The sequence below is a fragment of the Citrobacter sp. MGH105 genome, assembly GCF_001037485.2.
Taxonomy (GTDB): domain Bacteria; phylum Pseudomonadota; class Gammaproteobacteria; order Enterobacterales; family Enterobacteriaceae; genus Citrobacter; species Citrobacter portucalensis.
In genome coordinates this window covers 3,869,052-3,882,378 of record NZ_CP073048.1, presented here as the reverse complement: position 1 = coordinate 3,882,378, position 13,327 = coordinate 3,869,052, and the positions used below count along the sequence as shown (strand labels likewise).

The following is a 13,327-nucleotide window of genomic DNA, read 5'->3' as shown; positions in this document are numbered from 1 at the left end:
ACATCGCCAACGATGAGGGGAAGTGGGTAACGCATGTAAATTCATTGTGTTGTCCGTTTTATGACTTTGTGGAGACTATAAACGGACTTTTTGCAATAAATTGGAGTGAGGAATCAGTGAACTTCATCCGTTTGAATGAGAAAATCAGACAAGCGCTAATTTTTTGTTGCTAAGGTGTAATGAAAACGGTAAAAGCGGCTAGTATTTAAAGGGATGGGTGACATCTCAGCGTTGTCGGAGGAAAAATTTCATGATGATTCGTGAGCAAATAGAAGAAAAATTAAGGGCAGCGTTCGAACCCGTGTTCCTCGAAGTTGTGGATGAAAGCTATCGTCACAATGTCCCGGCTGGTTCTGAAAGCCACTTTAAGGTTGTACTGGTTAGCGATCGCTTTACAGGTGAACGTTTTCTTAATCGTCATCGGATGATTTACAGCACGTTAACGGCGGAGCTTTCCACAACCGTTCATGCGCTTGCCCTGCATACCTACACTATTAAGGAGTGGGAAGCGTTGCAGGATACGATTTTTGCATCGCCTCCGTGTCGTGGGGCGGGAAGCATCGCGTAAAAACGGATTTGCAACAACCGACGCTTTTCCAGTATGTTGCTACAGATTATGTGAAAACGGCCTGCGGGCCGTTTTGTTTTGTCTGAATTCTGGGGCAGTCGTACAGTATTCAGACAAAAATTAGCCGGGAATTGTGAAAAAAGCCGCAGCAACGCGCGATAACCGTTCTCGACTCATAAAAGTGATGCCGCTATAATGCGCGTCTTATTTTTCGGAATGTCTTCGGGATGATTCTGACGACAGGGAATGTGATTGCTTATGAGAACATCCCAGTTCCGCGAAGCCAACAACCTGTGCTTGCGGAGAAGAGTTGACCGAGCACTGTGATTTTTTGAGGTAACAAGATGCAAGTTTCAGTTGAAACCACTCAAGGCCTTGGCCGCCGTGTAACGATTACTATCGCTGCTGACAGCATCGAGACCGCTGTGAAAAGCGAGCTGGTCAACGTAGCGAAGAAAGTGCGTATTGACGGTTTCCGCAAAGGAAAAGTACCGATGAATGTTGTTGCTCAGCGTTATGGCGCGTCTGTTCGCCAGGACGTTCTGGGTGACCTGATGAGCCGCAACTTCGTTGACGCGATCATCAAAGAAAAAATCAATCCGGCTGGCGCACCGAACTACGTTCCGGGCGAATACAAACTGGGTGAAGATTTTACTTACGCGGTAGAGTTTGAAGTTTACCCGGAAGTTGAGCTGACTGGCCTGGAAGCAATCGAAGTTGAAAAACCGGTTGTTGAAGTTACCGACGCTGACGTTGACGTAATGCTGGACACCCTGCGCAAGCAGCAGGCTACCTGGAAAGACAAAGACGGCGCTGCTGATGCAGAAGACCGTGTAACCATCGACTTCACCGGTTCTGTAGACGGCGAAGAGTTCGAAGGCGGCAAAGCGTCTGACTTCGTACTGGCGATGGGCCAGGGTCGTATGATCCCGGGCTTTGAAGAAGGCGTTAAAGGCCACAAAGCTGGCGAAGAGTTCACTATCGACGTGACCTTCCCGGAAGAATACCACGCTGAAAACCTGAAAGGTAAAGCTGCGAAGTTCGTTATCAACCTGAAGAAAGTTGAAGAACGCGAACTGCCGGAACTGACTGAAGAATTCATCAAACGTTTCGGCGTTGAAGATGGTTCCGTAGCAGGTCTGCGTGCTGAAGTCCGTAAAAACATGGAACGCGAGCTGAAAGGCGCTGTGCGTAACCGCGTTAAGTCTCAGGCGATCGAAGGTCTGGTAAAAGCTAACGACATCGACGTTCCGGCTGCTCTGATCGACAGCGAAATCGACGTTCTGCGTCGTCAGGCTGCACAACGTTTCGGCGGCAACGAGAAACAAGCTCTGGAACTGCCGCGTGAACTGTTCGAAGAACAGGCTAAGCGTCGCGTAGTTGTTGGTCTGCTGCTGGGCGAAGTGATTCGTACCAACGAACTGAAAGCTGACGAAGATCGTGTTAAAGGCCTGATCGAAGAGATGGCTTCTGCTTACGAAGATCCGAAAGAAGTTGTTGAGTTCTACAGCAAAAACAAAGAGCTGATGGACAACATGCGTAACGTCGCTCTGGAAGAGCAGGCTGTTGAAGCCGTTCTGGCGAAAGCGAAAGTGACTGAAAAAGCCACTTCCTTCAACGAACTGATGAACCAGCAGGCGTAATTCGTCGCTTTTTTAGCTCGAATTTCGTACGCAAGCCCGTCACCTTTTGGTGGCGGGTTTTTTTTTGTCACGCATTTTGCATGGGAAGAGTGCGAAAACAGCGTTTCAGTGTTAGCGTTACAACAAAAGATTGTTATGCTTGAATTATGGCGATGTCGTACCCATTACTGAGGGACTAGCTGATAATCCGTCCATAAGGTTACAATCAGCACAGCAGGTTTTTTCAAATTTTATCCAGGAGACGGAAATGTCATACAGCGGCGAACGAGATAACTTTGCACCCCATATGGCGCTGGTGCCGATGGTCATTGAACAGACCTCACGTGGTGAGCGCTCTTTTGATATCTATTCTCGTCTACTTAAGGAACGCGTCATTTTTCTGACCGGCCAGGTCGAAGACCATATGGCTAACCTGATCGTGGCGCAGATGCTGTTCCTGGAAGCAGAAAACCCAGAAAAAGATATCTACCTGTACATCAACTCCCCTGGTGGAGTGATCACTGCCGGGATGTCTATCTATGACACCATGCAGTTTATTAAGCCGGACGTCAGCACCATTTGTATGGGCCAGGCGGCCTCAATGGGCGCGTTCCTGCTGACCGCCGGGGCGAAAGGCAAACGTTTTTGCCTGCCTAACTCTCGCGTCATGATCCACCAGCCTCTGGGCGGTTACCAGGGCCAGGCAACGGATATTGAAATTCATGCCCGTGAAATCCTGAAGGTAAAAGGGCGCATGAACGAACTTATGGCGCATCATACGGGTCAATCTCTTGAGCAGATTGAACGTGATACCGAGCGCGATCGCTTCCTCTCCGCTTCTGAAGCGGTAGAGTATGGTCTGGTTGACTCGATTTTGACCCATCGTAATTAATGCCCAGTGCGCAGGTGTGCCGCTATAATTACCTGGAGCGGCACAACGCTGACTAGCGTCTTGCGCCTGAGAATGGCATTTGCGTCGTCGTGTGCGGCACAAAGAACAAAGAAGAGGTTTTGACCCATGACAGATAAACGCAAAGATGGCTCGGGCAAATTGTTGTACTGCTCTTTTTGCGGCAAAAGCCAGCATGAAGTGCGTAAGCTGATTGCCGGTCCATCCGTGTATATCTGCGACGAATGTGTTGATTTATGCAACGACATCATTCGCGAAGAGATTAAGGAAGTAGCACCGCACCGTGAACGCAGTGCGCTGCCGACGCCACATGAAATTCGCAACCACCTGGACGATTACGTTATCGGTCAAGAGCAGGCGAAGAAAGTGCTGGCGGTCGCGGTATACAACCATTACAAACGTCTGCGCAACGGCGACACCAGCAATGGCGTCGAGTTGGGCAAAAGTAACATCCTGCTGATTGGCCCGACGGGTTCCGGTAAAACGCTGCTGGCTGAAACGCTGGCGCGCCTGCTGGACGTTCCGTTCACCATGGCTGATGCCACCACGCTGACCGAAGCCGGTTATGTGGGTGAAGATGTTGAAAATATTATTCAGAAGCTGTTGCAGAAGTGCGATTACGACGTGCAGAAAGCACAGCGTGGGATCGTCTATATCGATGAGATCGACAAGATTTCTCGTAAGTCTGATAACCCATCTATTACCCGTGACGTTTCCGGCGAAGGTGTACAGCAGGCGCTGTTGAAACTGATCGAAGGGACGGTTGCTGCCGTTCCGCCACAGGGTGGTCGTAAACATCCTCAGCAGGAATTCCTGCAGGTTGATACCTCCAAGATCCTGTTTATCTGCGGTGGTGCCTTTGCCGGTCTGGATAAAGTGATTGCTAACCGTGTTGAAACCGGCTCCGGCATTGGTTTTGGCGCAACGGTAAAAGCACAGTCTGATAAAGCCAGCGAAGGTGAACTGCTGTCGCAGGTTGAACCGGAAGATCTGATCAAATTTGGTCTGATCCCTGAGTTCATCGGTCGTCTGCCGGTTGTGGCAACGCTGAGCGAGCTGAGCGAAGAAGCGTTGATCCAGATCCTCAAAGAGCCGAAAAACGCCCTGACCAAGCAGTACCAGGCGCTGTTCAATCTTGAAGGTGTCGATCTGGAATTCCGTGAGGAAGCGCTGGATGCGATCGCTAAGAAAGCGATGGCGCGTAAAACCGGTGCTCGTGGTCTGCGTTCTATCGTCGAAGCCGCGCTGCTCGACACCATGTACGATCTGCCTTCTATGGAAGACGTCGAAAAAGTGGTGATCGATGAGTCGGTGATTGGCGGTCAGAGCAAGCCATTACTGATTTACGGTAAGCCGGAAGCGCAGCAGGCATCTGGCGAATAATTCATCAATTCATACAGACATTTAATTAAAAAGGGGGGATTTTATCTCCCCTTTTATTTTTCCGTAAACATGGCGTTGAATGTGTGGGAAACATCCCCATATACTGACATACATGTTAAAGGTGGTGTGAAGCACAGTCGTACCACCTGATTACCTGGCGGAAACTAAACTAAGAGAGAGCTCTATGAATCCTGAGCGTTCTGAACGCATTGAAATCCCCGTATTGCCGTTGCGCGATGTGGTGGTTTATCCGCACATGGTCATACCCTTATTTGTAGGGCGGGAAAAATCTATCCGTTGTCTGGAAGCGGCTATGGACCATGATAAAAAAATCATGCTGGTCGCACAGAAAGAAGCGTCAACGGATGAGCCGGGTGTAAACGATCTTTTCACCGTCGGGACCGTGGCCTCTATTTTGCAGATGCTGAAACTGCCTGACGGCACCGTAAAAGTGCTGGTCGAGGGGTTACAGCGTGCGCGTATTTCTGCGCTGTCTGACAACGGCGAGCATTTCTCTGCGAAAGCAGAGTACCTTGACTCGCCTGCTATTGATGAGCGCGAACAGGAAGTGCTGGTGCGTACCGCTATCAGCCAGTTCGAAGGCTATATCAAGCTGAACAAGAAAATCCCACCAGAAGTGCTGACGTCGCTGAACAGCATTGACGATCCTGCACGTCTGGCGGATACCATCGCTGCACACATGCCGCTGAAGCTGGCTGACAAGCAGTCCGTGCTGGAGATGTCCGACGTTAACGAACGTCTGGAATATCTGATGGCGATGATGGAGTCTGAAATCGATCTGCTGCAGGTTGAGAAACGCATTCGCAACCGTGTGAAAAAGCAGATGGAAAAATCTCAGCGTGAGTACTATCTGAACGAGCAGATGAAAGCTATTCAGAAAGAACTCGGTGAGATGGACGATGCACCGGACGAAAACGAAGCGTTGAAGCGTAAAATCGACGCGGCGAAAATGCCGAAAGAGGCAAAAGAGAAAGCGGAAGCAGAACTGCAGAAGCTGAAAATGATGTCTCCTATGTCGGCGGAAGCGACCGTGGTGCGTGGCTACATCGACTGGATGGTACAGGTGCCGTGGAATGCGCGTAGCAAGGTCAAAAAAGACCTACGTCAGGCGCAGGAAATCCTCGATACCGACCATTATGGTCTGGAGCGCGTCAAAGATCGTATCCTTGAGTACCTCGCGGTTCAAAGCCGTGTAAATAAAATCAAGGGGCCGATCCTGTGTCTGGTTGGACCGCCGGGGGTAGGTAAAACCTCTCTGGGGCAGTCCATCGCGAAGGCAACTGGGCGTAAATACATCCGTATGGCGCTGGGCGGCGTGCGTGATGAAGCCGAAATTCGTGGTCACCGCCGGACCTATATCGGTTCTATGCCGGGTAAACTGATCCAGAAAATGGCCAAAGTGGGCGTTAAAAACCCGCTGTTCCTGCTTGATGAGATCGACAAAATGTCTTCCGACATGCGTGGCGATCCGGCTTCCGCACTGCTTGAGGTGCTGGATCCAGAGCAGAACGTGGCGTTCAGCGATCACTACCTGGAAGTGGACTACGATCTCAGCGACGTGATGTTTGTTGCGACCTCTAACTCCATGAATATTCCGGCACCGTTGCTGGATCGTATGGAAGTGATCCGTCTGTCCGGTTATACCGAAGACGAAAAGCTGAACATTGCCAAACGTCACCTGTTACCGAAACAGATTGAGCGTAATGCGCTGAAAAAAGGTGAGCTGACGGTCGACGATAGCGCCATTGTGGGCATTATTCGTTACTACACCCGTGAAGCAGGTGTGCGTAGTCTGGAACGTGAAATCTCTAAACTGTGCCGTAAAGCGGTGAAACAGCTGCTGCTGGATAAATCGCTGAAACATATTGAGATCAATGGCGACAACCTGCACGACTATCTGGGTGTACAGCGCTTTGACTATGGCCGCGCGGACAACGAAAACCGCGTTGGTCAGGTGACGGGGCTGGCGTGGACGGAAGTGGGCGGCGATCTGCTGACCATCGAAACCGCCTGCGTACCGGGTAAAGGTAAGTTGACCTACACCGGTTCTCTGGGTGAAGTCATGCAGGAGTCGATTCAGGCTGCGCTGACCGTGGTGCGTGCGCGTGCGGAAAAACTGGGTATTAACCCGGACTTTTACGAAAAACGCGACATCCATGTTCACGTACCTGAAGGGGCGACGCCGAAAGACGGTCCAAGTGCGGGTATTGCTATGTGTACTGCGCTGGTTTCTTGTCTTACCGGTAACCCAGTTCGCGCCGACGTGGCGATGACGGGTGAGATCACCCTGCGTGGTCAGGTTCTGCCTATCGGTGGTTTGAAAGAAAAACTGCTGGCGGCACACCGTGGCGGCATTAAGACGGTCTTAATTCCCGATGAGAACAAACGTGACCTGGAAGAGATTCCGGACAACGTAATTGCCGATCTTAATATTCACCCGGTGAAACGTATTGAGGAAGTTCTGACTCTTGCGTTGCAAAATGAACCCTCTGGAATGCAGGTTGTGACGGCAAAATAGTGACCTCGCGCAAAGAGCATTAATAAAAACAGGGCTGGCAGGCCATTTCGGGCTTGCCAGCCTTTTTTTGTATAGCTAATTTAGATAACGGATTGGGCTTGCCATCATTAACGGGTGTTGTAAGGGCATGGCAGGCCTGATATAACTGCTGCGCGGTCGCACTTTGAAGGATTCAGGTGCGATATAAATTATAAAGAGGAAGAGAAGAGTGAATAAATCTCAACTGATCGACAAAATTGCTGCAGGGGCTGATATCTCTAAAGCTGCGGCTGGACGTGCGTTAGATGCAATTATTGCTTCTGTTACTGAATCTCTGAAAGAAGGTGATGACGTAGCGCTGGTAGGTTTTGGTACTTTTGCCGTTAAAGAGCGTGCTGCCCGTACTGGTCGCAACCCGCAAACAGGTAAAGAGATCACCATCGCCGCGGCTAAAGTACCGGGCTTCCGTGCAGGTAAAGCACTGAAAGACGCGGTAAACTAAGTGATTTCCCCTTTGGGGATGTGACGAAGTACAAGGGCGCATCGACTGATGTGCCTTTTTTATTTGTAATTCCGGTACTTTCTACGCGTTGTGGGCTGACAATTGCCCCTGTTTCTTGTCACAATAGACCTTTGTGCGCAGCGTTCAGGAAACGCTATGCTGCGTGAAGCATATATACTCAAAATCCTTGTTGCCGTTGTTGTCATCAACGCGGGGGCAGCAGAAAGGATAACGCGTATAGTCATCTACAGCGGAGTGTGGTTACACCATGATGGACAGCTTACGCACGGCTGCTAACAGTCTCGTGCTCAAGATTATTTTCGGTATCATTATCGTGTCGTTCATTTTGACCGGCGTGAGTGGTTACCTGATTGGCGGGGGCAATAACTTCGCCGCCAAAGTGAATGGCCAGGAGATCAGCCGCGGGCAGTTCGAGAATGCGTTCAACAGTGAACGTAACCGCATGCAGCAACAGCTGGGCGATCAATACTCCGAGCTGGCCGCGAACGAAGGTTATATGAAAACGCTGCGTCAGCAGGTGCTGAATCGTCTTGTTGACGAAGCTCTGCTGGATCAGTATTCCCGCGAGCTTAAGCTCAACATCAGCGACGATCAGGTTAAACAGGCCATTTTCGCCACGCCTGCGTTCCAGGTGGACGGCAAGTTTGATAACAACCGCTACAACGCGATTGTCAATCAAATGGGAATGACTGCAGACCAGTACGCTCAGGCATTACGTAATCAGCTTACGACACAGCAGCTGATTAACGGTGTTGCCGGTACGGACTTCATGCTGAAAGGCGAAACGGACGAACTGGCAGCGCTGGTCGCGCAGCAGCGTATCGTGCGCGAGGCGACGATTGACGTTAACGCACTGGCCGCGAAGCAGTCTGTTACCGAGCAGGAAGTTGCCAGCTACTACGAGCAGAATAAAAACAACTTTATGACGCCGGAACAGTTCCGCGTGAGCTACATCAAGCTGGACGCTGCTGCTATGCAGGAGACGGCCAGCGATGCTGATATTCAGTCTTACTATGACCAGCATCAGGATCAGTTCACTCAGCCGCAGCGTAACCGCTACAGTATCATTCAGACCAAAACGGAAGATGAAGCCAAAGCGGTACTGGATGAGCTGAACAAAGGCGGTGATTTTGCTGCGCTGGCGAAAGAAAAATCTGCCGATATCATCTCTGCCCGTAAAGGTGGCGATATGGGATGGCTGGAAGATTCCACCACCCCGGATGAGCTGAAAAATGCTGGTCTGAAAGAAAAAGGCCAACTGTCTGGCGTAATTAAGTCTTCCGTTGGTTTCCTCGTTGCGCGTCTTGACGACGTACAGCCCGCGCAAGTTAAACCGCTGAGCGAAGCCCGTGACGAGATTGCGGCAAAAGTGAAGCAGGAAAAAGCGCTGGATGCGTACTATGCGCTGCAGCAGAAAGTCAGCGACGCGGCCAGCAACGATAACGAATCTCTGGCGGGTGCAGAGCAGGCTGCGGGTATGAAAGCGGTTGAAACGGGCTGGTTTAGCCGTGACAGCCTGCCGGAAGAACTGAATTTCAAACCAGTCGCTGACATCATTTTCAATGGTGGTCTGGTTGGTGAGAACGGTACGCCTGGCAGTAACTCCGATATCATCACCGTGGACGGCGATCGTGCGTTCGTGCTGCGTATTGCAGAGCACAAAGCCGAAGCCGTGAAGCCACTGGCTGAAGTGAAAGAGCAGGTAACTGCGCTCGTTAAGCACAATAAAGCAGAGCAGCAGGCGAAGCTTGATGCCGATAAACTGCTGGCGGATCTGAAAGCCGGTAAAGGCGATGAAGCGATGAAAGCGGCGGGTCTGAGCTTTGGCGAGGCGAAAACGCTGAGCCGTACAGGTCAGGATCCGCTGAGCCAGGCTGCCTTTGGTCTGAGCCTGCCGGCGAAAGACAAACCGAGCTACGGCGTCGCGAACGACATGCAGGGTAACGTTGTTCTGTTGGCGTTGGACGAGGTGAAAGCCGGTTCTATGCCTGAAGCGCAGAAGAAAGCGATGGTTCAGGGGATCACTCAGAACAACGCGCAGATTGTCTTTGAAGCGCTGATGAGCAACCTGCGTAAAGCCGCAAAAATTAAAATCGGTGATGCGCTGGAACAGCAGCAATAACCGAGGCAGTTCGCAAAAAATTGCAAAAAGTTGTATCTACCAAAGGCCGCTTTCGCGGCCTTTTCCATTTCTGATATTTGCCGTTTGTCTGCCGTTCTGCACCTCGCTATCGTGATTCCACTGTTAACAAACAAGGAGAAAACAGTATGAAACATGGAATCAAAGCTCTGCTTATCACTCTTTCATTGACCTGCGCTGGTATGGCCCAAACCGCATTGGCGGCTGAGCCTGTCGCCAAAAGCCAGGCGACTCAAACCAAAGCGGAAAACTCAGGGGCGGCACACAGCAAAGCCACACTGCCCGCTAAAGCAAGCGACGATGAAGGTACCAGGGTAAGCATCAACAGCGCTTCTGCTGAGGATTTAGCGCGAGTCATGAATGGCGTGGGTCTAAAGAAAGCGCAGGCGATTGTGAGCTATCGTGAGGAGTACGGGCCGTTTAAAACGGTGGACGATTTAAAACAGGTGCCGGGCATGGGTAGTTCGCTGGTTGAGCGTAATCTGGCAGTTTTAACACTTTAATAACTTGCAGAGCGCTGAAAGTTTGCCAGACTGTAGAGGTCATACCAGTTATGACCTCTTTACCCTAAAGTCTGTTCCTATAAAAACAACGTAAGGCTCCTGCGCTATGCAAACACAAATCAAAGTTCGTGGTTTTCATCTTGATGTCTATCAGCACGTTAACAATGCCCGCTATCTGGAGTTTCTGGAAGAGGCCCGCTGGGATGGTCTGGAAAACAGCGACAGCTTTCAGTGGATGACCGCACACAACATCGCTTTTGTGGTCGTGAATATTAATATCAACTATCGCCGTCCTGCGGTGCTGAGCGACCTGCTGACTATCACCAGTCAGGTTCAACAGTTAAATGGCAAAAGTGGTGTGTTAAATCAGACCATTACCCTGGAGCCGGAAGGGCAGGTGGTGGCTGATGCGCTGATTACGTTCGTCTGCATTGATTTGAAGACGCAAAAAGCGCTGCCGCTGGAAGGGGAGTTGCGCGAAAAACTGGAGCAGATGGTGCAGTAGTGGCTGCGACTGCCGGAAGGCGACGCTCAAGCGTCTTATCCGGCCTACAAGAGTTGCTGCAACTGCAAGTAGGCCGGATACGCAAAGCGCCATCCGGCAATACAATCACTTTAACCCGGTTTTCTGTTTCATTGCCGCCATCACTGCCGGTTTATCCGCCAGATAATGGTTCAGGCCGTTGGCACGCAGATTACACGCCGCACAGTGACCGCAACCGTCACCTTTGATGCCGTTATAGCAGGTCAGCGTTTCTTCGCGTACCAGGTCCAGCTTGCCCCAGTAATCGGCCAGTGCCCAGGTTTCGGCTTTATCGATCCACATCAGTGGGGTTTCAAAGCGAATATCTTTCGCCATCCCCAGGCTTACAGCATGGTTCAGGGCTTTAACGAACTCATCGCGACAGTCCGGATAGCCGGAGAAATCGGTCTCACAAACGCCGGTAATGACCGCCTCTGCCTGCACCTGGTACGCGTAAATTGCTGCCAGCGTTAAGAACAGAATATTGCGTCCTGGCACAAAGGTATTGGGAATGCCGTTCGCATCCGGTTCGTAATCGGGTACCGGAATGTTATCGCGGGTCAGGCTGCTGACAGCCAGTTCACTGAGCAATGTGACATCAAGTACTTTGTGCGCGCGCGCGCCAAGTTTTAAGGCCAGGTCACGTGCGACATCAATCTCAGCGCGATGGCGCTGACCATAATCAAAGGTCACGCAGTGCACTTCATCATACTGATGCAGCGCTTGCGCCAGACAAGTCGTGGAGTCCTGACCTCCACTGAATACAACAACGGCACGTTTCATGGCTTTTCCTGACAAAATAACGAAGCCCTTATGGTAGCGCCTGGGCGTGCCGTCGACCAGCTTCTTCACGCTGAAGGAGGTGGCAGCCAGGCTTCGGTAAACTCGAACCAGCCACGAGGATTCAGGCGTACGCCGTTCACGCCCGGTGGCGCGCTGATGCGATAGTGATAATTGAACAGTGGCGTCAGGGTAGCGTCATGCATTAGCGTGGCGAAAACTTGCTGTAAAGCCGCGTGGCGATCGTCCTCATCGGCCTGAATTTGTAGGGCATCCAGGGTCGTTTGCAAATGTGTGTATGCGGGCGCATTCAATACATGTGACCAGAGCTGATCGCAGCGCAACCACTGTTCGAGAGTATATTCAGGTGCCTCACCAATCAGCCTGTCGCCCATCATCAGGTCGGCCTGGGCTAAGGGATGATCGCCATCCCAGTTTTTAGCATTATGAAAAATAAGCGTTAATTCACAGCCGAGCAGCGCCAGCGCCTGGCGAAGCTGTTCAGCCATAGCGTGAAGTTCTACCGGCAGGTGATAAGCCAGCGTCAGCTTTTCCGGTAATGCCACCTCATCGAGTTCATCCCATTGCGGGATAGTCCATCCGGGGAGCAGTGCATTGCTTGGCGTGATCAGATTTTCATCCACTTCAAGCGTTTGTAGCAGGGAAGAACGGTGGATGATATTGATCAGTCTACGGGCCTGCTGCGTATTCAGGCGCGCGCTTTTTCTGAGCGTGAGATAGCAAAAACCAAGACTGATCCCGCTGCTTACCTGGCTTAGCATAGGCAACTCTTCGGGTTTACCAATCGCAATTTGCACCGGATGGCGACAGCTGGTGCCCAAATCCTGGGAGAAGAGCTGCGGGGTTATCCAGTATTCAATGGCTTTTAGCAGCGGATGACTCAGATGGTAGTGATCGTGACTCTCGATACGCACCAGCTCAGGAGTAAACAGCGTCAACCGGAACGGGCCGGTACCCACAAACGGGTGCTCAGGATGCGCCAGGTGACTGCTGTAGCTTGCCAGACGGTGCGCCAGCCAGAAGTCGGGACGATGCAGAATAAAGGTCAGACACTGGGGATGCGTCACCTCAATGCGCTTTACGCTGATAAACAGCTTATTCAGCGCGGGGAGTTCTAACAGCTTCAGCAACTGCTGATGTAGCTGTGTGCTGCTGACCGCATCGCCGTTATGCCAGTACAGGGTGGAACGAATATAGAAATCCCAGCGCAGGCCGTCAGCGGAGATATTCCAGTGGTGGGCTAAGTCTCCACAGGGACGTTGCGTAGTGCTGTCAAACCGGGTCAGGCCAGAGAAAACTTGTCCAGCGAGGTGTTGCTCCGCGCGACCGGGGAGAAACCCGGGGTGCAAGGGGTCGAGCGGGCGGTAATAGGGTATACGCAGGGTTGGCGTGTCGTTTTGCCACTGACCGCCCATAAACGGTTGTAACAGTGTTCTTAATTCACCCGGCGCCAGCTGAGCCAGTTCCAGTACGCTAAGCTGCTCGCCCTTTTGCAGCGCCTGTTCCATCATGGTGTTGCGCAGTGAATCTGGCGTCACTAAAAACCGCAGCTGCCCGCGTTTCCCGCGCCCCGACTGGGCATGCCACTCCAGCCAGCCCGCATCCTGCGCTTGCTTTAGCAGGGTACGCACATGGCGTTCGCTACAAAAACAGCGTTCGGCCAGTTCCCCGACGGTCACCGACTGCGGTTCGCCGTTCGAGGGCAGCCACAGGCGTTGGTACTGGTTCAGGCGATTAAGCAGACGCATTGATACTTTTTCCTTCAGGGTGTTCGTTAACGGTTTATGCGTAGAGAAACCCGGAACAATTCATTTTATCTATTCACTATTACTTCCG

General features: G+C 51.6%; 11 protein-coding genes. 9 read left to right on the top strand and 2 right to left on the bottom strand.

Annotated elements, in window-relative coordinates:
• Positions 1 to 250: 250 nt before the first annotated feature.
• From bolA to fadM, 9 genes are all read left to right on the top strand, one after another.
• Positions 251 to 568, top strand: a complete 318-nt coding sequence (bolA, locus tag SK35_RS18770) for a transcriptional regulator BolA (protein WP_003021619.1) — start codon at positions 251 to 253, stop codon at positions 566 to 568.
• Positions 569 to 912: 344 nt separating this feature from the next.
• Positions 913 to 2,211, top strand: coding sequence for a trigger factor (tig, locus tag SK35_RS18765; RefSeq protein WP_003021622.1), 1,299 nt, complete (start codon positions 913 to 915; stop codon positions 2,209 to 2,211).
• A gap of 247 nt (positions 2,212 to 2,458) precedes the next feature.
• Entirely contained in the window at positions 2,459 to 3,082 is a 624-nt protein-coding gene (gene clpP, locus SK35_RS18760) for an ATP-dependent Clp endopeptidase proteolytic subunit ClpP (RefSeq protein WP_003021624.1), read from the top strand.
• Between the two features lie 126 nt (positions 3,083 to 3,208).
• Positions 3,209 to 4,483 (top strand): ATP-dependent protease ATP-binding subunit ClpX, encoded by a 1,275-nt coding sequence (clpX, locus tag SK35_RS18755; protein ID WP_003831013.1) that lies wholly within the window; start codon positions 3,209 to 3,211, stop codon positions 4,481 to 4,483.
• Between the two features lie 184 nt (positions 4,484 to 4,667).
• Positions 4,668 to 7,022: an endopeptidase La gene (gene lon / locus SK35_RS18750; RefSeq protein ID WP_003831014.1), complete on the top strand. Its 2,355-nt coding sequence runs from the start codon at positions 4,668 to 4,670 to the stop codon at positions 7,020 to 7,022.
• Between the two features lie 208 nt (positions 7,023 to 7,230).
• Positions 7,231 to 7,503, top strand: coding sequence for a nucleoid-associated protein HU-beta (hupB, locus tag SK35_RS18745; protein WP_003021629.1), 273 nt, complete (start codon positions 7,231 to 7,233; stop codon positions 7,501 to 7,503).
• A gap of 268 nt (positions 7,504 to 7,771) precedes the next feature.
• Positions 7,772 to 9,646: a peptidylprolyl isomerase gene (ppiD, locus tag SK35_RS18740; RefSeq protein WP_003831016.1), complete on the top strand. Its 1,875-nt coding sequence runs from the start codon at positions 7,772 to 7,774 to the stop codon at positions 9,644 to 9,646.
• 146 nt (positions 9,647 to 9,792) lie between these two features.
• Positions 9,793 to 10,167: a helix-hairpin-helix domain-containing protein gene (locus SK35_RS18735; protein WP_048214790.1), complete on the top strand. Its 375-nt coding sequence runs from the start codon at positions 9,793 to 9,795 to the stop codon at positions 10,165 to 10,167.
• Positions 10,168 to 10,273: 106 nt separating this feature from the next.
• Positions 10,274 to 10,672 (top strand): long-chain acyl-CoA thioesterase FadM, encoded by a 399-nt coding sequence (gene fadM / locus SK35_RS18730; RefSeq protein WP_003021636.1) that lies wholly within the window; start codon positions 10,274 to 10,276, stop codon positions 10,670 to 10,672.
• A 105-nt stretch (positions 10,673 to 10,777) separates the two neighbouring features.
• Here fadM and queC read toward each other — a convergent pair whose 3' ends face one another.
• Positions 10,778 to 11,473, bottom strand: coding sequence for a 7-cyano-7-deazaguanine synthase QueC (gene queC / locus SK35_RS18725; RefSeq protein ID WP_003021638.1), 696 nt, complete (start codon positions 11,471 to 11,473; stop codon positions 10,778 to 10,780).
• A 65-nt stretch (positions 11,474 to 11,538) separates the two neighbouring features.
• Positions 11,539 to 13,239, bottom strand: coding sequence for an SgrR family transcriptional regulator (locus tag SK35_RS18720; protein ID WP_048214789.1), 1,701 nt, complete (start codon positions 13,237 to 13,239; stop codon positions 11,539 to 11,541).
• Positions 13,240 to 13,327 lie beyond the last annotated feature (88 nt).